General features: G+C 64.3%; 14 protein-coding genes and 2 pseudogenes. 10 read left to right on the forward strand and 6 right to left on the reverse strand.

Features of this window, described 5'->3' with window-relative positions; genetic code table 11:
* Nucleotides 1–41 precede the first annotated feature (41 nt).
* Complete coding sequence (locus tag VIQ49_RS09425) at nucleotides 42–446, forward strand: YchJ family protein (protein ID WP_331883642.1); 405 nt, start codon at nucleotides 42–44, stop codon at nucleotides 444–446.
* Nucleotides 447–462: 16 nt separating this feature from the next.
* On the opposite strand, the pseudogene VIQ49_RS09430 reads toward VIQ49_RS09425, so the two are convergent.
* Nucleotides 463–1,085, reverse strand: a pseudogene (locus VIQ49_RS09430) (TetR family transcriptional regulator).
* A gap of 230 nt (nucleotides 1,086–1,315) precedes the next feature.
* Nucleotides 1,316–2,431, reverse strand: a complete 1,116-nt coding sequence (locus VIQ49_RS09435; RefSeq protein WP_331883645.1) for an alpha/beta hydrolase — start codon at nucleotides 2,429–2,431, stop codon at nucleotides 1,316–1,318.
* A 96-nt stretch (nucleotides 2,432–2,527) separates the two neighbouring features.
* On the opposite strand from VIQ49_RS09435, the gene VIQ49_RS09440 reads away from it, so the two are divergent.
* Together VIQ49_RS09440 and VIQ49_RS09445 are read left to right on the forward strand one after the other, a co-directional pair.
* The gene (locus tag VIQ49_RS09440) at nucleotides 2,528–3,796 is read left to right on the forward strand and encodes an MFS transporter (RefSeq protein ID WP_331883647.1); all 1,269 of its coding nucleotides are present in this window, start codon (nucleotides 2,528–2,530) and stop codon (nucleotides 3,794–3,796) included.
* Between the two features lie 179 nt (nucleotides 3,797–3,975).
* Nucleotides 3,976–4,137, forward strand: a complete 162-nt coding sequence (locus VIQ49_RS09445; RefSeq protein WP_331883649.1) for a hypothetical protein — start codon at nucleotides 3,976–3,978, stop codon at nucleotides 4,135–4,137.
* Nucleotides 4,138–4,179: 42 nt separating this feature from the next.
* Here the strand turns inward: VIQ49_RS09445 and VIQ49_RS09450 are convergent, their stop codons facing one another.
* The 4 genes and pseudogenes from VIQ49_RS09450 to VIQ49_RS09465 all read right to left on the reverse strand — a co-directional run bounded on the left by VIQ49_RS09450 (nucleotide 4,180) and on the right by VIQ49_RS09465 (nucleotide 9,467).
* On the reverse strand, nucleotides 4,180–4,287 hold the full coding sequence (locus VIQ49_RS09450) for a methionine/alanine import family NSS transporter small subunit (protein WP_331883651.1): 108 nt from the start codon (nucleotides 4,285–4,287) through the stop codon (nucleotides 4,180–4,182).
* Nucleotides 4,284–5,763, reverse strand: a pseudogene (locus VIQ49_RS09455) (sodium-dependent transporter). The gene VIQ49_RS09450 and the pseudogene VIQ49_RS09455 overlap by 4 nt, the downstream one beginning before the upstream one ends.
* Nucleotides 5,764–5,921: 158 nt before the next feature.
* Complete coding sequence (locus VIQ49_RS09460; protein WP_331883654.1) at nucleotides 5,922–8,378, reverse strand: transglycosylase domain-containing protein; 2,457 nt, start codon at nucleotides 8,376–8,378, stop codon at nucleotides 5,922–5,924.
* 93 nt (nucleotides 8,379–8,471) lie between these two features.
* A complete protein-coding gene (locus VIQ49_RS09465) occupies nucleotides 8,472–9,467 on the reverse strand; it encodes a hypothetical protein (RefSeq protein ID WP_331883657.1) in 996 nt (331 codons plus the stop codon).
* Between the two features lie 144 nt (nucleotides 9,468–9,611).
* Between VIQ49_RS09465 and VIQ49_RS09470 the strand changes: the two genes are divergently transcribed.
* From VIQ49_RS09470 to VIQ49_RS09500, 7 genes are all read left to right on the forward strand, one after another.
* Nucleotides 9,612–10,739 (forward strand): NDMA-dependent alcohol dehydrogenase, encoded by a 1,128-nt coding sequence (locus VIQ49_RS09470; RefSeq protein ID WP_331883660.1) that lies wholly within the window; start codon nucleotides 9,612–9,614, stop codon nucleotides 10,737–10,739.
* 351 nt (nucleotides 10,740–11,090) lie between these two features.
* A complete protein-coding gene (locus tag VIQ49_RS09475; RefSeq protein WP_331883783.1) occupies nucleotides 11,091–12,596 on the forward strand; it encodes an SMP-30/gluconolactonase/LRE family protein in 1,506 nt (501 codons plus the stop codon).
* An 8-nt stretch (nucleotides 12,597–12,604) separates the two neighbouring features.
* Nucleotides 12,605–13,468: an SDR family oxidoreductase gene (locus VIQ49_RS09480; protein WP_331883663.1), complete on the forward strand. Its 864-nt coding sequence runs from the start codon at nucleotides 12,605–12,607 to the stop codon at nucleotides 13,466–13,468.
* Between the two features lie 40 nt (nucleotides 13,469–13,508).
* Nucleotides 13,509–14,894, forward strand: a complete 1,386-nt coding sequence (locus VIQ49_RS09485) for an aromatic ring-hydroxylating dioxygenase subunit alpha (protein ID WP_331883665.1) — start codon at nucleotides 13,509–13,511, stop codon at nucleotides 14,892–14,894.
* A 45-nt stretch (nucleotides 14,895–14,939) separates the two neighbouring features.
* Complete coding sequence (locus VIQ49_RS09490) at nucleotides 14,940–16,778, forward strand: NAD(P)/FAD-dependent oxidoreductase (RefSeq protein WP_331883668.1); 1,839 nt, start codon at nucleotides 14,940–14,942, stop codon at nucleotides 16,776–16,778.
* Entirely contained in the window at nucleotides 16,775–17,704 is a 930-nt protein-coding gene (locus VIQ49_RS09495) for an SDR family NAD(P)-dependent oxidoreductase (protein WP_331883670.1), read from the forward strand. Before VIQ49_RS09490 ends, VIQ49_RS09495 begins: the two co-directional genes overlap by 4 nt.
* On the forward strand, nucleotides 17,694–19,400 hold the full coding sequence (locus VIQ49_RS09500) for a thiamine pyrophosphate-binding protein (RefSeq protein ID WP_331883673.1): 1,707 nt from the start codon (nucleotides 17,694–17,696) through the stop codon (nucleotides 19,398–19,400). The genes VIQ49_RS09495 and VIQ49_RS09500 overlap by 11 nt, the downstream gene beginning before the upstream one ends.
* Nucleotides 19,401–19,435: the final 35 nt, after the last annotated feature.

Consider the following 19,435-nt stretch of genomic DNA (forward strand, 5'->3'; position numbering starts at 1 on the left):
GCTGTCGTTCAACGAGCGGACGGCGTCGGTATTCTAGGGCGATGGCCCGTTCCGCCGGCACCCGCCGCTGCCCCTGTACCAGTGGCCTCACGTGGGATGACTGTTGCGGACCCGTCCTCGCCGGTGATCGACTCGCCGCCACCGCCGAGGCGCTGATGCGGTCACGCTTCTCCGCCTTTGCCATCGGTGACCGCGATTACCTCCTGCACAGCTGGCATCCCCGCAACCGGCCCGAATCGCTGGATCTCGACGAGTCGATGCGCTGGTATCGCCTCGACATCGAATCCACCAGCAAAGGTTCACTTTTCGACTCTGTTGGCGACGTCGCCTTCACCGCGTTCTATCGGGTCAAAGGCAGCGGCGCCGGGACGCTACGGGAGCACAGTCACTTCGAGCGGCTCGACGGCCGCTGGGTATACGTCGAGGGTGTCGTCGCCCCGACCTGAGCGACGCACGCGCCACTCAGGCTTGGTACTGGACGGTCGCCAACGCCAGCGTCTCGTACCTGTCGGCCAGTTCACCCGGTTCCATCGGCCCGTCTTGCTGCCACCACGTGCAGACCGACTGCCCATGCTGATGATGCCGCGGGTCGCATCGCGGGGAAATCGGGTCTGGAAGAGACCTTGTTCGGCGCCGCGGTCGATGACGTCCCGGAACAGGGCTTCCTGTTCATCTCGTAGCGCGATCACCAGCCCGCGACCGGATTCATCAACGCTGCGGAGCTCGGTGGCACCGACGACCGCGTCGAGCTGATGGGTTGTATGAAACATGATCCAGGCACGCATGATCGCCCGCAGCTGATCGGGCGGAGACTCTCCGGCCCGCACCAAGGCCGTGCGTGTCATACCGAGCGCGCGCTGGAGCGCGCGTCTCATGATGCTCTGCAAGATGTCCTGCTTGGACTTGAAGTGGTGGTAGATCGAGGCGGCGGTCATATCGGCGCCACTGGCGATGTCACGCAGGGATGTGCCGTGGTATCCGCGTTCATTGAAGTGGCGCACCGCGGAATCCAGAATCGTGTCGCGCCCGGTTGCCGTGTCACGCCCGGTCGCACTGTGGACCAGGCTGCCTTTTGCGGCCCCCACTGCGCCCTCCCATCGACCTTCATCGTGACCGTCCACAGCGTAGACGGGGCCGGCTGCGCATATTCCGTCCGGAACGTTCGAGGCAGTCCCAGTCGTGGCCCTAGTTCCGACGTGAGAAACGGAGGAGCCGGGTGGTCAAACGAAAGCTGCCACTGTCGTCTCCGATAGGACCCACCGAGGGCAAATAGCCCTCGGCGGGTGCTGGTGGGGACGTTTGTGGCGCCGGCCGCTCAGTGCGTCGGTTCGGCGTCCGGGTCGGGTGTCACGGTCCCGCCCGCGAGATCGTGCAGCGCCCGGAACACGCGCTTGGAGGATTCGGCCCAGGGCATGAGGATTGGGAAGACGTGGAACATCCCACGTTCTTCCATCGCATGAACCGCCACACCGGCGGCTTCGAGGTTCTCGACGAACTTCCGGATCCCGTCACGGAACATCTCGTCGGCGCCCCAGCACACGAACGTAGGCGGAAACCACTCGGGATCGGCGGTGGCGTAGACCGCGGAGACCCGCTCGTCGTTCGGCTGGATGCCCTGCAGATACGGCGCGACCGGCACATTCCAGGGCAGGATGTCGTATTGCGCGTTCTCGGTGATCGACGGGAGATTGAGGTCGAGATCCACCTCGGGTGAGAACAACGCGACCGCGGCCGGGGCCGGCAGGTCGTGGCGATGCAGGTACGTGATGAGCGACGTCGCCAGCCCGCCACCACCCGAATCACCCGCGACAACAAGGTGTTCGGGATCGACACCACGTTCCAGGAGACCCCGGTAGACATCAGCGGCATCGTGCACCCCGGCCGGGAACGGGAACTCCGGCGCCATCCGGTAATCGGCGATGAAGACCTCGTATCCGGTGATCCGAACCAGTGACGCCGCGAACGCGGAGTACATGATCGGGGAAGTCCCGATGTACCCGCCGCCGTGCAGGTAGAGGATCGTTGCGCCGATCGTCTGCTTGTCGTCGCCCTCGTCGACGTATGCGTCGGAGCTGGCTTTTGCCCGGCACCAGAGGCCGTCGATCCCGCCGATCGTGTCCTTGGTGATCTCCACCCGGTCGACCACCTCGATGAACGGCGGCATCACCACCCGGCAGATGTCGTCGAGGATCTTCTCCATCGACCGGAACTCCTCGATGGGCAGGCCCATCGAATAGCCCATGAACGAACGGACGGCCTGACGGGTGACCGACTGCCCGACATTATCGAGCAAACCCCCGGGGCCCGACCACGGCCGATGAAACGGCACCCGCGCCAGACCGTTCAACATGCTCTCCGCCAGGCCCAACACTGCGAGCGCGGTGACCGGTGTCGATGCAGTCTTCACCTCGGGACGATCTGCCATCACCATGGCGCCCATCCTAGAGGTGCCCGGACTTCGCAGCAGGTTCGAGCGACACCGCATCCCTGGCTTGTGTTTTCAATAGTCAGCTTCTACGCTTCGACCATGGTCACAAGTCAGCCGGTCTCAGCGCCCGTCCACACCGACAACTCCCGCTGGTATGCCCTGGCCGCGGTCTGCTTCGGCGTGATCCTGACCTTCCTCAACATCACCGCCACCATCTCCTCCGTCCCCGCGATCGGAGAAGACCTGCACGCCGACAGCGCGACTACGGTCTGGATTCCGAGCATCTTCGCGCTCGTGGTCGCCAGCCTCGTCTTGTCTGCGGGCACCCTCGGCGACGTCATCGGCCGACGAACGGCGTTTGTGAGCGGCGCGGCAATCATGTCCATCGGCAGCTTGTCCTCGTTCCTGGCCCACACCAGCGGATGGCTGCTGGCAGCTCAGGCCATCACCGGGGTGGGCGCAGCGCTGGTCCTGCCCAACAGCCTCGCGATCATCAGCAACAGTTTCACCCACCCGAAAGAACGCACCGAGGCGATCAGCATCTGGGCGGCGTGCTCCGGCCTCGGACTGGCCATCGGCCCCCTGTCCGCGGGCGCAATCCTCGGTGAGTTCTCGTGGAACACAGTATTTTTGGTGAACTCGATCGCCGCATTCGGCGTCGCGCTGATCGCGCCGTTCGTGGTGCCGCAGAGCAGAATTGCCGGCGCCCGTCTCGACCTCCCGGGTCTCGTGACCGGCACCGCCGCGATCGGCTCGCTGACCTTCTGGGTGATCGACGGATCCCACAACGGATTCTCCTCGACGCGAGCCGTCATCGCGATCATCGTGTTCGTCTGCGCACTGTCGGCGTTCATCGCGTACGAACGGGTCGTCAACGCACCGATGCTCGACCTGAAACTCTTTCGGTCACCGTCGTTTTCCACCGTCATGGTGGTGAGTGCCACCGCGCTCTTCGGCTTCACCGGCCTCGCCCTCATCTCGGTTCTGTTCCTCGAGCGGGTCGGCGCACTCAGCGCCTGGACCACCGGCCTCCATCTGCTGGCCTTGATGGGTACCTATGTGGTGGCCAGCGGCATCGCACCACGACTGTTGCCGCGCTTGGGTTTCAAGGCGATGCTCACCGGCGGATTGCTGGTCACCTCGATCGGCGCGCTGCTCCTGCTGCGGGTACACCCGAACGACGGCTGGACCGATCTGACCGTCGCACTGGTGGTGCTCGGCATCGGATTCGGATCACTCATCGCCCCGGCCACCGCCGCCGCGATGAACAGCGTGGCCCCCGCTCAGGCCGGAATGGCCAGCGGCACAGTCAACATGTTCCGCCAGCTCGGCGGTGTACTGGGCACCAGCGTGCTCGGTCGATCCTGACCGCACAGCTCGCCGAAGGGCGGCTGACGCAATCACCCGCCGAGGCCTTCGAATCCGCGTTCCACACCTGCGCGGTGGTCGCCGCGATCGTGTTCGCGGCGGTCGCGGTCCCGACCGTGCTGTTTGTTCGCAACAGTTGAACGCGTGGCCAATACACGTTGGGGCGCTAGAGTCGAGCCATGGGCGATTGGTATTACAACATCTCGACCGGCGAGGTCAACGAGTCGATGCCGCGTGGATTCGATCGGATGGGGCCTTATCCCACCGAAGACGCCGCACGCCATGCGCTGGACTTGGCGAAACAACGCAACGAGGCCGCCGACCGGTACGACGAGGAGTGAATCGCCGAGTACGGCGCCCGTCTTGCCCGTCTAGTCCTGCGTCTAGTCCGGATCGTCCGGGTTGCCGCGCAGGTGAATGATGCTGGCGATCAGCCCGCCCCACACCAAAATCAACGCGATGAGCATCATGACGATTGCTGAGGCGCTCATTTGGTCCCTCCGGTTGAACTGACGGTCAGTGTTTCTTCGGGCGACTGACGCCACGGCGTGAACGACAACGCGATTGCCAGCCCGATGACGAGGATCTGAACGATCCAACCGAACGTGATGACCAGGCCATCGGGTAGCCCGCCATAGCCGTCCGAGAGCAGTTCGACGATCTGGTCGATGAGCATATAAGCCAACACAACCGGCGTGATCACGCCGAGGAACAGCCGCCACAGCCGGCCGACCTTGAACGACGACACCTCGTTCAGATGATCCTGCAACTCCGGCAGCTTCCGCAGGTACCAACAGACCACCACAAGCGCAGCCACCGCGACTCCGACGATGCCGATGTTGTTGGCGAACTTGTCCATGACGTCCAACACGTTGAGTCCGGTCGCGGTGGGCATCAGCAGCACCGACGTCAGCGTGCACGCCGTACCGACGATAATCACTGCCGGCACCCTCGACAAACCGGTCTTGTCCTGAACAGCCGAGACGATGACCTGCACAATGCTGATCAACGAGGTCCAGCCGGCAAACACGAGACAGAGGAAGAACAGGACACCGAATACGGGACCACCCGGCATCTGCGAGATGATGGACGGGAACGCGATGAACGCCAGCCCGATTCCGCTTTCGACGACCTCACTGACGGCAACACCACTGGCCTGGGCCATGTAGCCGAGGACCGCGAAGACCCCGATACCGGCGAGGATCTCGAACCCACTGTTCGAGTAGGCGACCACGAGTCCGGAGCCGGTGAGGTTGGTCTTGCGCTTGAGATACGAAGCGTAGGTGACCATGATGCCGAAGGCGATCGACAGAGAGAAGAAGATCTGACCGTAGGCGGCGATCCACACACCGGTGTCGGACAACGCCGACCAATCGGGCAAGAACAACGCATCCAACCCGCCACCGGCGAGGAAAAGTGCTCTGACCACGAGGATTGTGAAAAGGACAACCAGCAGCGGGACTAATATCTTGGCCGACGCACCGATACCCCGTTGGATGCCCAATGCCAGCACCGCGATCACCGCAATCCAGATCAGCAGCAGAGGTATCCACACGCCGGGGACAAAATCGAATCCGAACGTCGAATCAGAATCCTGCTGAAGGAATCCGACGAGAAGAAGGTCGCCGGGTCGTCGCCCCACTTCTCGTTGAACGAAAAGATCACATACCGCGCCGCCCAGGCGATGATCACCGCGTAGTAGACGGCGATGAAAACGAGACTCCTACCTGCCACCAGCCGATCACCTCGGCCCGTTTGTCCAGACGGCGGAAGGCCAGAGGTGGCGAGCCGCGAAACTTGTGCCCGATCGCATAGTCGAAGAACAAGAGCGGGATTCCCGCTGTGAGCAGGGCGACAAGGTACGGAACGATGAACGCACCGCCACCATTTTCATAGGCGACGTAGGGAAACCGCCAGATATTGCCCAACCCGACCGCAGAACCAATCGCGGCAAGAATGAAAACCATTCGGCCGGACCATTCTTCGCGAACCTGCTCAGCCACAGCACTTCACCTTCCGCATGGGATATACAACCGATCGCGGCGCAATTTTCAGGCAGTCTTACACATTCTTTTGGAGTTCTTTACCTGATTCGCAAACGATTCGACAACGATGTCGTCGATCCTCACCGCGGAACCGGGATCTCGATCGGGCCCACACCCGGAACCTGAATCGTTGTCCGTGTGGTCGGCGGACGACGATTCGTGGTGGCCGCCTGGCCGGTGCTGACCGACAAGGTGATCGTGCTGCCCGGTATCGCCGAATCGCTCGGAGTGGCCGAGACGACCGTGCCGGCGCGTTGACCGGATGCCACATTCTCGATGCTCACGCTGAAGCCCTCGCGTTCGAGCATCGAACGGGCCAGATCAGAGGACATCCCGACCACCGACGGAACCTGTTTGCCGCCGACACCGGCGACATACCTGGGGTCGTTCTGCGGCAGCGACGTCGGACCGAACTTGTCCGCGATGGGCAACATCGCCGAGAACCAGGTACGGGCCGGCTCGTTGCCGCCGTACAGGTTTCCGTAACCGCATTGGCGCAGCGGTCCCGAGCACAGCTCTGAGATCACCGGGGAATCGTTGTAGACGTAGGTGGCGCCGGCCAGATTGTTCGTGAATCCCAGGAAGGCCGATGACCGGTTGGCCTCGGTGGTGCCGGTCTTGCCGGACATCGGGAGAGCCCAGCCGACCGACCCGGCCGCGTTGGCCGCGGTACCCGATCCACGGTCGTCTTCGCTCATCGCGTTGGCGAGGGTGTTGGCCAGTCCTTCTTCGACCACCCGCTCACAGCCCGGGCGTTCGAACGGAACCTCGCCGAACGCCGGACGCCCGTCGGCATCGAGGATCTGGTTGCCGTTGGAGTCCCGCTTCGGCTGGGTGATCGAAGCGATCGGATTCGGTGGACACCAGACACCCCCGGAGGCAAGGGTGGCCGCGACATTCGAGAGTTCCAGGGTGTTGATGGCGGTCGGCCCGAGGGTGAACGAACCGAGGTTGTTCTCCTTCACATAGTCGGCCAGGCTCTGCTCGCCGAACCCCGACGTGCCGGGGTTCGTGTACGAGCGCATGCCCAGCCGAACGGCCATGTCGACGGTGGGCGTGACGCCGACATCCTGCAGCAACTTCACAAACGCGGTGTTCGGTGACTGCGCCAAGGCCTGGGTCACCGTCATCCGAGCCGGATAGTTACCGTCGTTCGCGACGCAATAGGTGTCGGCGGGGCAGCCGTTGACACCGCCGCTGCTACCCATGCCCTTCGCCTGGAAAGTTCTCGGCACCTGCAGTGCCGAACCGGCTCCGAGGCCGCGCTCCATGGCGGCGGCGACGGTGAAGACCTTGAACACAGAACCCGCGCCGTTGCCGACCATCGAGTAGGGCTGCGGCTGCACCGTCTGGCCGGCCTCCCGATCGAGGCCGTAGTCGCGGCTCGACGCCATCGCCAGCACATCGTGCGACTCGGTACCCGGCCTGATCACGTCCATCACATTGGCGACACCCTCGAGATCCGGCGATGCATACGTCCGGACGGCGTCGTGTGTCGCCGCCTGGACCTCGGGGTCGAGGGTGGTGCGGATGAGGTACCCGCCACGGGCGATCTCATCCCGGCTGAACCCGTTGTCGGCGAGGAACTGCAGCGCGTAGTCGCAGAAGAATCCTGCATCTCCGGCCGCGATGCAGCCCTGGTCGAGCGTGCGCGGCGACGGCAGCACGCCGAGCGGAAGGTCTTTGGCCGCCCGGTACTCGTCGGCACGGGCCGGGAAGTTCGCAACCATCGTGTCGAGCACGGTGTTCCGGCGTTCTAGGACACCCTCGGGGTTGGCGTACGGATCGAGGGCCGAACTCGACTGGACCATGCCCGCGAGCATCGCCGATTCGGGAATGGTCAGGTCTTTTGCGGGCTTGCCGAAGTAGGTGTCCGCGGCGGCTGCGATGCCGTAGGCACCGTTCCCGAAGGGGACCAGGTTGAGATAGCGGGTGACGATCGCCTTCTTGGCCTCCTGCTTCGCGGCGTCCACATCGAGGTTCTTCTCCTGCATCGCCTGATCGGTCAGGCTCGATTCGAGCGACAGCGCCATCCGGATCTCACGGAGTTTGCGCGCCGCGGTGGTCTCCGTCGCCGCGCGGCGTTCGGCATCGGTACGGGCCAGCACCAGCAGTTGATAGTTCTTGATGTACTGCTGATCGAGGGTCGATGCGCCCTGCTGCACCTCACCGGAGGCCTGGTTGGTGAGAAACGCACGGATGGTCCCGCGCCAGTCGACACCGTCGTGGTCGAGGAACCGGCGGTCTTCGACGGAGATGATGGCCCGGACCATGTCCGGGGAGATGTCGTTGTAGCCGACCTGGAAGCGACGCTGATCGTAGAGGTACGCAATCGGCTCACCGTTGACGTCGGTCATCGTGGTGACCTCGGGCACCTGCCCGCCGATCAATTCCGACTCGACGTTCTCGAGGGTTCCGGCGGCCCGCCCGGCGGTGAATCCGAGACCACCGGCCAACGGGAACAGCAAACCTGCGACCAAAACGCCCGCCAGCACGCAACAGCCCAACAAGTTCCACAGCGACCTGGTCTTCGACACGATTGACACAATACGGACAATCCCGAAATCAGATTGTTCGCGATGCGAAATTGCAATTGCCTCACCGGCAGTGTGAGGGCGGGGTGCGAGCTTCTATCGCAGGCCGGGTGTGGCGTCGTGAACGAGGGAAAGCGTGTCCTTGATCATCGACTGCGCCACTCCCGCGGGACTGCTGTCCCCACCCGAGACGGTGATCGAACCGAAGTCACCACAATCGAAGATCGCGGCTTTGTCGGGCCACCGTAGGAGGCCCAGCTGTGATTCGGCGGGTACCACCCGCAAGGACACCGTGACGAGATCCGGGATGTCGTGGTCGGCCACGGCCACCTGCCGCAACCGCAGGCCACGCCGTCCGGCCCGGAACACCGACCGTTCGATCTCCGGGGTGATCGGCTCGAGGATCACCTCGGCCTCCGCCGGATCACGCGCCCACAGCAGCCCGGTCAGGATGCGGAGCTGGGTCGCCACATCGTGACCCGACAGATCCGGGGTGGGATCGTTGTCCGTCACGCCCGTCTGCCGGGCGGTGGTGGTCGCCAGGTCGAGGGACACGCCCTCGCTCATCTGGTCGAGAAGGTAGGTGGCGGTGGCGTTCAGACATCCACTCACCGACGTCACCGAGATCCCCTGGCCCAGTGATCGGGCCAGGTCGGCGGCCGGCAGCATCGCGCCGACGGCCCCGGAAATCCTTACCGCACAGCCGAAATCGATTCCCAGCTGCTCCAGCTTTCGCCACCCGTGGAGCGGTGTCGAGGTGGTGGCGGTGACCAAGTGCGCGCCGCACCGAATCGCCATCATCGCGTCCTCGACCGCCGTCGTCGCAACCGCATCGGTCGACGGCACGGCCTGCACGACAACCTTGGCCTCGACCGTGCCGAGAAGGTCGGCCAGGTCGGTGAGTTCGGCCCAGTCCGACGGTGGCGGGACCTCGCCCCTGCCCACGACCTGCGATCGGTGCGTCCGCACCGCGACAACACTCAGGTCGACGTCATGGCGCGCCCGGTACTCGTCGCGGTGAGCACTGATCTGGTTGATGTAGGCCCGCGCGACCGGCCCGTACCCGAGAACAACGATCGGAAGTACACGCATCGGCCTCCCTCAGTTCTCCCGCCCCGGCATGCGGCGAACGGTTCCTCTACCAACGTTCGCACACCGAACCCGAAACCCGCGCGACGTTCACCTCGCCTCACTAAAGTGAGGCGAATCACATCACCACGCGAGCAAAGGATCCCGATGAAGACGAAGGCCGCAATCCTGACCGAGATCGACACCGATTGGAAGATCGACGAGATCGAGCTGGGCGATCCCGTGTTCGGCGAAGTCCAGGTGCGGCTGGCGGCCTCAGGCCTGTGCCATTCGGATGCCCATGTCGCCAACGGTTCCAGCCCTGTCGCGATGCTTCCGGTGGTCGGCGGACACGAAGGCGCGGGTGTGGTCACGAAGGTCGGTCCTGGTGTGGTCGATCTCGAAGAAGGCGACCACGTGGTCCTCGCCTTCATCCCGGCCTGCGGCACCTGCCCGTCGTGCGCTCGCGGCCTGCAGAACCTCTGCGACAAGGGTGCCGGCCTGCTCACCGGCCAGGCCATCTCCGACGGCACCTACCGCGTCACCAAAGACGGTGCGCCCGTTGTGCAGATGTGCCTGCTGGGCACCTTCGCGCCCTACGTCACGGTGCATCAGGCCTCGGTGGTGAAAATCGAGAAGGACATCCCGCTGCAGGTCGCCGCACTGCTGGGATGCGGCGTCTCCACGGGCTGGGGTTCGGCCACCGAGATCGGTGACACCCGCGCCGGCGACACCGTGGTGATCGCCGGGATCGGCGGTGTGGGCATCAACTCTGTTCAGGGCGCCGCGTACGCCGGCGCCTGCCACGTGGTGGCGATCGACCCCGTCGAAGGAAAGCGGAAGATCGCACTCGACTGCGGTGCCACCCATACGTTCTCGTCGATGGAAGAGGCACTGCCGCAACTCGGCGAGCTGACCTGGGGAACGATGGCGAACACGGTCATCCTCACCATGGGCGAGATCAAAGGCGAGTACATCCAGCAGGCCCTCTCGCTGACAGGCAAGGGCGGCCAGGTGATCGTCACCGCGATGGGCCCGTACGACCAGGTCGCCACTGACCTGAACCTGTTCGAGCTGACGTTGCTGCAGAAGCGGGTGCAGGGAGCGATCTTCGGTGGCATCGGGCCGCGGACCCAGATCCCCAAGCTGCTCAATCTCTATCGGTCGGGCGCGCTGAAGCTCGAAGAGCTCGTCACCACCACCTACCGACTGGAAGACATCAACCAGGGCTATAAGGACATGGCGGACGGAAAGAACCTGCGCGGCGTCGTCGTCTATGGGGACGAGGACTACTGACGGCTGATTCACCCGGCAATACCCTGCCGACCTCGTAGAACACCGAATGGCGAACCACCCACCGCATCGTGCGGTGGGTGGTTTTCGTGTGCCCGCCGACCGTCCGGAGTGACCTAACCTACCCCTATCCTCTTAAGGATAGCAATACTTGTAAACCTGATGGATTCACGCTTAGACTGCCCAGAGAATTGTGGTCTGCGTCACGACCCTGCTTTGCGTCATTTGTCAGGACCTCGCGTCCTACCTCACGACAGGAGGCCCACCTTGGTACAGGCGGCCCGCTACACAAGCCCAAACTCGTTCGGCCTCGCCGAGGGGTGGAATCTGAGTCGCGTCACCGAACCGAGCCGGTTGTTCGGCGCCAACGGGATCCGTTCCGGTCCCGACGGACGCGTCTACATCGCGCAGGTCGCCGGTAGCACGATCAGCGCACTCGACATCGACACCGGCAACGTCGAGACCATCAGCGCCCAGGGCAGCGACATCGTCGCGCCCGACGACATGGCGTTCGACGCGAGCGGCGACATGTACATCACCGAGTACTACGACGGCCGCGTCAGCGTCCGGAGCCCCGACGGAAGTACCCGGCTGCTGCGCGACGATCTGCCCGGCGCAAACGGCATCACCATCCACCAGGACAGGTTGTTCGTCAACGAGTGCCGCATCGGCGGCCGGCTGATGGAGATCAACCCGAGCGGCGGCGCCCCGAAGGTGCTCGCCGACAACCTCCCGATGCCCAACGCCATGGAGATCGGCCCTGACGGGATGCTCTACTACCCGTTGGTCGCCACCAACGAGATCTACCGGATCAACCCCGACGGCGGGGAACCCGAACGCGTCGCCGCCGACCTCGGTGGCCCGACCGCGGTCAAGTTCGATTCCGCCGGGTTCATCGTCTCCACCCAGGTCGGCTCCGGCCAGGTCCTGCGCATCGACCCCCGCAGCGGCGAGAAGGCGGTCCTCGCCCAGATCGGGCCCGGGCTCGACAACCTCACCTTTGTCGGCGACCGGCTCTTCGTGTCCGGCTTCACCGGACAGATCACCGAGGTCCTCGGCGGGGGCGACACCCGCACGGCACTGCCCGACGGCCTGACCTGGCCCCTCGACCTGACCGTCGGCCCGGACGGCACCCTGTACATCGCCGACGGGACGTTCTTGCTGGCCCTCGAGGCCGACGGCGAATTGCGGACGCTGGGCATGCTTTTCAGCCCCGGATACCCCGGATACATCCGCGGGATGACATCGATCGGCAAAGATCAGTTCATCGTTGCCGGCAACGGCGACGTGTCGAGGTACGACGCCGCCAAGGCCGAGAGCGAGGTGTTGGTCACCGGCCTCGATCAGACCTACGGTGTGGCGGCTTCGGGTACCGGAGCCATCGCGGTCGCCGACTTCGGCGCCGGCGAGGTGCACTCCGTCGGATCCGGCAGCTCGGAAGTCCTGGCCGGCGGTCTCGACCATCCGACCGGTGTTGCCTTCACCGGCTCCGGAACCCTTCTGGTCGCCGAATCCGGTGCGGGACAAGTTGTTGCGGTGACCGGCTCTGGCACCGACACCGTCGTCGACGGGCTCGAACGGCCACACGGCCTTCTGGTCTCGGGGCAGACGCTGTACATCGTCGATGTCGGCGCCAAGACGCTCATCGCGTTCGACCTGGAAACCAAGAGCCGTCAGACGATCGCAACCGATCTCCCAGTCGGCGCTCCTCCCGGGGTCACCCCGAAACCACTGCTCGGTCTCGTCCCGTTCTCCGGACCGCAGGGACCCTTCACCGGCATCGCGGCCGGCCCCGACGGCACCATCTACATCTCCGGCGACGCCGAGGGCAGCGTGCTCGCCCTGCGCAAGGAAGCGTGATCGGGCCGATGTCCACCACTCCTGCCGATCCCAACGGGCTCGTCGATCTGACCGGCCGGATCATCATCGTCTCCGGCGCCGCCGGTGGCGGTATCGGGACCTCCGTCGTGGCCCTGATAGCCCGGGCCGGAGCGACGGTCATCGCGGTGAGCCGATCCAAGGACAACCTCAAGACACACATCGATCCGCTTGTGGGTGAAGGACTCTCGGTTGTGCCGGTCGCCGCAGACGCGGCGACCGACGACGGCATCGCCACCGTGATGGAGGTCGCCCGCAACACCGACGGGACACTCTATGGCCTGGTGAACGTCGCGGGCGGTGCCGCTCCGGCCACGTGGATGCCGGCCACCCGGGTGACCCGCTCGGATTGGCGGGAACTGTTCACCCAGAACCTCGAGACGATGTTCTTCATGAGCCAGGCGGTCGCCGCCGAACTCAAGTCACGGGATCTGCCGGGATCTATCGTGTCGATCTCCTCGATCAGCGGAATGAACACCGCGCCTTTCCACATCGGATACGGAACGGCGAAGGCCGCACTGGTGGCGGCGACCCGGACGATGGCCGTCGAACTGGCCACCGACAACATCCGGGTCAACACCATCGCCCCCGGGGTCACCGCCACACCGGCTTCGCAGATGTACGTCGACGCCGACCCCGAACGCGACCGGCGTGCGATCGCGATGGGCCGCCGGGGCCGACCGGAGGAACAGGCCGGCGCCATCTTGTTCCTCTTGTCCGACCTCTCGAGCTACATCACCGGGCAGACCCTCCTCGTCGATGGGGGCCTGAACCTCAAGTGGACGCACATGGGCTCTGACCACACGTCCCTGTTCCTCAAGGACGAGGGCTTCCGCGCAGCCATGACGCAGTGATCCAAAAAGTCAACGGCACCACACTTTTAAGGAGAATGTCATGACCGACACAGTCGACAACATCCGGAAAGCGGTTACGAGCACAGCCGATGAACCCCCGACCACGCCGCTGACCATCGGCGTGGAGGCATACACCTCCAAGGAATATGCCCTGGCCGAAGGCGACAAACTCTGGTCCAAGGTGTGGCAACAGGTCGGCCGGGTGGAAGAAATTCCCAAGGTAGGCGACTACCTCACCTATGACATCGGCGACGACTCGATCATCATCACCCGCACTGGTCCCGACACGATCAGCGCATACCACAACGTCTGCTCACACCGCGGCCGCCGGCTCGTCGATACACCGGCCGGTGAGCGCGAAACACGTGGGCACTGCCGGACATTCGTCTGCGGCTTCCACGGCTGGACCTACGACCTCGAGGGCAAGAACGTCTGGGCCGCCGAAAAAGAGGACTGGCCAACCGGCTTGACCGAAAAGAGGACACGGCTCACGCCTGTCAAGGTCGACACATGGGGCGGCTGGGTCTGGATCAACATGGACCCCAACAGCGAGCCGCTACGGGACTACCTGGAGCCGGCAGCGTCGCTGCTCGAGCCGTTCCAGCTGCAGAACATGCGGTACCGGTGGCGCAAATGGCTTGTCTTCGACTGCAACTGGAAGATCGCGCTCGAGGCTTTCATGGAGACCTATCACGTCCCCTACACCCACCCCGAGTTCCGCGCGTACGGCACCTTCCTCGGGTGGTCACGCGCACAGGGCAAGCACAGCAACATCGGGTACGACGCCCCTAAGGGTATGGACGAGAACCAGGCCAAGCTCCGTGTCGGTGAGGGCCCGGATGCGCGCATCTCGACCATCGACCTCCAGAACTTCACCTGGGAGAACGCCAACACCAACACCACCCGGACGCTTGTCGACGCCGCTCAGCGACTGATCGACGAGCTGCCCGAAGGCACTCCGCCCGGTGAGGTACTGGCCCACTGGCTGGCGTCGGCACGCAGAGATGACGCCGAGCGTGGCGTGGTCTGGCCGACCGTCCCGCCCGAGATCGTCGCCAAGAGCGGCACCGCGTGGCAGATCTTCCCGAACTTCCAGATCGGACACGCCCTGAACAACATGCTCTGCTACAGTGCGCGCCCGTACGGCGACGACCCCGACAAGTGCATCTTCGAGGCCGCCGTCTACGAACTGTTCCCCGAAGGTGAAGAGCCGGAGACGAAGTGGGAGTACGCGCCCGTGGACGATCCGGGCTGGCGCACCGTGCTGCCACAGGATTTTGTCAACATGGCCGCCATGCAGAAGGGCATCAAGTCACGCGGATTCTCGGGCCCGAAACCCAATCCGTACCGCGAGCGCAGCATCGTCAACCTGCACCACAATCTCGCGAAATACATGGGAACCGGCGCACCCAGAGATCTCGCCTGACCCCGCCTCACACGACTACCAGTCATCACCGATCAAGGAATCAGAATGCAGCAGAACTGCGAACCTACGCAGACCCCCGACGTCGACAAAGTGGCCTTGCGGGAAAAGTACCTCTTCGAGCGCGACAGGCGCCTGCGTCCCGAAGGACAGCAGCAGTACCTGGAGGCCGAAGGCGAGTTCGCGGACTTCTACGAGGGTGATCCGCACATGCCGGTGGTGCCTCGTGAACCGATCACCGACGAGATCGAGGTGGTGGTCCTCGGAGGCGGTCTCGCGGGACTGATCGCCGCACACCGACTCCAGGAGTCCGGTGTCACCGATTTCAAGATCATCGAGCTCGGCGGCGACTTCGGCGGTGTCTGGTACTGGAACCGTTACCCCGGGATCCAAATCGATTCCGACGCTTATTGTTACCTCCCGCTGCTCGAGGAGACCGGGTACATGCCGAAGGAGAAGTTCTCCAAGGGCGACGAGTGCTTCGAGCACGCCCAGCGCATCGGCAAGCATTTCAACCTCTACGACCACGCGATCTTCCACACCCTGATCCAGTCGCTGCAGTGGGACAACGAGATCAACCGCTGGCAGATCAAGACCAACCGGGGCGACGAGGTCCGTGCCCGCTTCGTGGTCATGTGCCAGGGCCCGTACAACCGTCCGAAACTCCCTGGTATCCCGGGCATCAAGGATTACAAAGGCCATACCTTCCACACCGCCCGCTGGGACTACGACTACACCGGTGGCAATCTGCATGGCGGGCTCGACAAGATCGCGGACAAGAAGATCGCCGTCATCGGCACCGGATCCAGTGGTATCCAGGCGATTCCACATCTGGCCAAGGGCGCGAAGCATCTTACCGTCTTCCAGCGGACTCCGTCGTACATCTTCGAGCGGGCCAACTACCCCACCGATCCCGAATGGGTCAAGAGCCTCGAACCCGGTTGGCGGGCAGCGCGTCAGCGCAACTTCCACAACGCGGCCTTCGCGTTCTACAGCCCCGGCGAGCCGGACCTCATCTGCGACGGCTGGACCGAGGTCTCCCGCAACCTGGCCGCGAAACTGAACGCCACCGAGAACTTCGAGGGCTGGGCCGCCCTGGCCGACCCGGCGACGTTCATGGAACTCAAGGAGGACGAGGACTACAAGGCGATGGAACGGCTGCGGCAACGCGTCGAATCCATCGTCGAGGATCCGACGACCGCCGAGGCACTGAAGCCCTACTACCGCAACATGTGCAAGCGCCCGGTCTTCAACGACGAGTACCTGCCGACCTTCAACCGCGACAACGTCACCCTGATCGATGTGTCGGAGACCAAGGGCGTCGAGCGCATCACCGAGAAGGGCATCATGGTTGACGGCGTCGAGCACGAGTTCGACTGCATCGTCTTCGCCAGCGGGTTCGAGATCACCACAGCCCTCGACCGGCAGTACGACATCGCACCGTTTGCCGGGACCAACGGCACCTCGCTGTATGACCACTGGGGCAAGGGTTTCCGCACCCTACACGGCATCATGGCCAACGGCTTCCCGAATCACTTCGCCACCGGCTTCATCCAAGGTGGCGTCACCGCTGCCACCACGCTGATGTATGAGCAGCAGGCCGATCACATCGCGTACATCATCAAGGAGGCGTCCGAACGCGGCGTCACGTACGTGGAGCCGACCCCGGAAGCCGAAGAGGGCTGGGTGCAGACGGTTCGGCAGCACTCGGTGGACAACAGTACGTTCACCAGCGAATGCACACCGGGCTACTACAACAGCGAGGGTGAGCCGAACGGGCGCTCCTTCCTCGGTGATCCGTTCTGGGGCGGCTTCTACGAACTCACCGAACTGCTCGAAGGGTGGCGCGCCACCGGCGAACTCGAAGGGCTGGTCCTGGACAAGTGAGCACCGAACTCAGATTCGACAACCGGGTTGCCGTGATCACCGGCGCCGGTCGCGGATTGGGCCGGCAGTACGCACTGCTCCTGGCGTCGCTGGGCGCGAAGGTGGTGGTGAACGACCCCGGTAGCAGCATCAGCGGAGAAGGAACCACCGCCGATCCGGCCGAAGACGTTGTCTCCGAGATCCGGGCTGCCGGCGGCGAGGCCATCGCCAACACCGACTCGGTGGCCACCGCCGAGGGCGGGCGCGCGATCATCGAGGCCGCCGTCGACGCCTACGGCAAGATCGACATCCTCATCCACAACGCCGGCAACAATCGCTACGCGCCACTGGCGGAGATGTCCTACGACGACTTCGATGCCGTCCTCGACGTCCACCTGCGCGGCGCGTTCCACGTTGTACGACCGGCATTTCCGCTGATGTGCGAAGCAGGCTACGGACGTATCGTCCTGACCTCGTCCATCGGCGGGATCTACGGCAACAAGAACGTCGCCAACTACGGTTCGGCCAAGGCCGGGATCATCGGGCTCTCGAATGTCGCGGCGCTCGAGGGTGACGAGCACGGCGTGAAAGCGAACGTCATCGTGCCCGCCGCCCTGACCCGGCTCGCCGAAGGTCTGGACACCTCGGCCTATCCCCCGATGGGTCCCGAGCTCACCGCCCCCGCGGTGGGTTGGCTCGCACACGAATCATGTTCGATCACAGGTGAAATGCTCGTCGCCATCGCCGGCCGGATCGCGCGGGCGTTTGTCGCGGAGACTCCCGGCGTCTATCAACCGTCCTGGACGATCGAGGAGGTCGGCGAACAGATCGCCACCATCCGCGACACCGACAACCCCTGGATTCTGCCGGTGGTTCCGTCCGGTCACATCGAGCACATCACGAAGAGCTTCACAACAGCCATGGAGGGCAGCGCACGTGTCAGTTAAGGTCTACGAACGAATTCTCGACCTCTTCGAGGCCGAGGGCATCAACACGCTTTTCGGCATCCCTGATCCCAACTTCGTTCACCTGTTCCAGCTCGCCGAAGAGCGCGGCTGGAATGTTGTTGCCCCGCACCACGAGGAATCAGCCGGCTTCATGGCCGAAGCCGTCTCCCGCATGACCGGCAAGGCCGCCGTCTGCATCGGCACGCTCGGCCCCGGCCTGGCCAACCTGGCCGGCGCCATCATGTGTGCCAAGGTCGAGAACTCCCCCGTCATCTTCCTCGGCGGCCAGCGGGCGCGGATCACCGAACAGCGCGTCCGTCGCGGGCGCATTCAGTTCGTGAAGCAGGCAGCACTTGTCGAGAACTCGGTCAAGTACAGCGCCAGTATCGAATACGCCGAGCAGACCGACGAAATCATCCGCGAAGGTCTCCGCAAGGCGCTGTCGGGAACCCCCGGTCCGGTGTACATCGAGTACCCGCAGCATGTGATCCTCGAGGACATCGACGACAAGCCGGTGCTTCCACCATCGGCATACCGTCTCGTCGGCCAGACCGCCGGTCAGAACTGGATCGACGAGGCCGCCCGCCTCGTCGGTGCCGCGAAGCAGCCCATTCTTCTTGTCGGACACGGTGTTCACACCTCCCGTGCCGGTGCATCGGTCAAGGAACTCGCCGATCTGATGGCCTGCCCGGTGATCCAGACATCCGGCGGCACCTCGTTCATCGAGGGACTCGAAGACCGCACGTTCCCCTACGGCTTCTCCAAGTCGGCGGTGGACGCCGTCGTCAAATCCGATCTGTGCATCGCGATCGGAACCGAACTCGGAGAACCGGTCCACTTCGGCCGCGGCCGGCACTGGGTGGCCAATGAGGAGAACCGCCACTGGATCCTCATCGAACAGGACCCGACGTCGATCGGCGTGAACCGGCCGATCGACGTCCCACTGGTCGGTGACCTCCGCGCCGTGGTTCCGCAGCTTGTTGCCGCCCTGAAGGATTCACCACGGACCGCCACGCCGGAACTGGCGCAGTGGATCGCCGACGACGCCGCGCAACTGGCGGAGCTCGCCGAGACCGCACCCTCGGGCCAGACGCCGGTGCACCCGGCCCGGCTGATCGTGGAGGCCACCAAGGACTTCCCGGCGGACGGCATCATGGTCCGCGACGGCGGCGCCACCACGATCTTCGGGTGGACCTATTCGCAGGCCAAACCCCATGACGTGATGTGGAACCAGAACTTCGGGCATCTCGGAACCGGTCTGCCCTACGCCGTCGGCGCAGGTGTGGCCGACGGTGGCAAGCGGCCCATGATGCTCATCACCGGTGACTCGTCGTTCCAGTTCCATATCGCCGAACTCGAAACGGCTGCCCGGCTGAAACTGCCATTGGTCTGCGTGGTTGCAGTCGACTACGCCTGGGGCCTGGAAGTCGGTGTCTACAAACGCACCTTCGGTCATGACTCCCGGGAGACCGGCGTGCACTGGAGTACCGACACCCGCTTCGACAAGGTCGCCGAGGGCTTCGGTTGCTACGGCGAGTACGTCGAGAAGGACGCGGACATCGCTCCCGCCATCAAACGGGCCTTCGCCAGCGGCAAGACCGGTGTCATCCACGTTGCCATCGACCCGAAGGCGAACTCCGAAGAGATGCCGAGCTACGACGAGTTCCGCACCTGGTACGCCGAGGGTCAGCAGTGAGTTACAGCAGGGCACAACAAAGGAATTGGGGCAGT

The organism is Williamsia sp. (assembly GCF_036566845.1).
Classification (GTDB): Bacteria; Actinomycetota; Actinomycetes; order Mycobacteriales; family Mycobacteriaceae; genus Williamsia.

What these genes read in the sequence shown, in the direction of transcription:
- VIQ49_RS09425 (WP_331883642.1), top strand. Translation starts at nt 42, where the DNA reads ATGGCCCGTTCCGCCGGCACCCGCCGCTGCCCCTGTACCAGTGGCCTC.
- VIQ49_RS09435 (WP_331883645.1), bottom strand. Translation starts at nt 2,431, where the DNA reads ATGGTGATGGCAGATCGTCCCGAGGTGAAGACTGCATCGACACCGGTC.
- VIQ49_RS09440 (WP_331883647.1), top strand. Translation starts at nt 2,528, where the DNA reads ATGGTCACAAGTCAGCCGGTCTCAGCGCCCGTCCACACCGACAACTCC.
- VIQ49_RS09445 (WP_331883649.1), top strand. Translation starts at nt 3,976, where the DNA reads ATGGGCGATTGGTATTACAACATCTCGACCGGCGAGGTCAACGAGTCG.
- VIQ49_RS09450 (WP_331883651.1), bottom strand. Translation starts at nt 4,287, where the DNA reads ATGAGCGCCTCAGCAATCGTCATGATGCTCATCGCGTTGATTTTGGTG.
- VIQ49_RS09465 (WP_331883657.1), bottom strand. Translation starts at nt 9,467, where the DNA reads ATGCGTGTACTTCCGATCGTTGTTCTCGGGTACGGGCCGGTCGCGCGG.
- VIQ49_RS09470 (WP_331883660.1), top strand. Translation starts at nt 9,612, where the DNA reads ATGAAGACGAAGGCCGCAATCCTGACCGAGATCGACACCGATTGGAAG.
- VIQ49_RS09480 (WP_331883663.1), top strand. Translation starts at nt 12,605, where the DNA reads ATGTCCACCACTCCTGCCGATCCCAACGGGCTCGTCGATCTGACCGGC.
- VIQ49_RS09485 (WP_331883665.1), top strand. Translation starts at nt 13,509, where the DNA reads ATGACCGACACAGTCGACAACATCCGGAAAGCGGTTACGAGCACAGCC.
- VIQ49_RS09490 (WP_331883668.1), top strand. Translation starts at nt 14,940, where the DNA reads ATGCAGCAGAACTGCGAACCTACGCAGACCCCCGACGTCGACAAAGTG.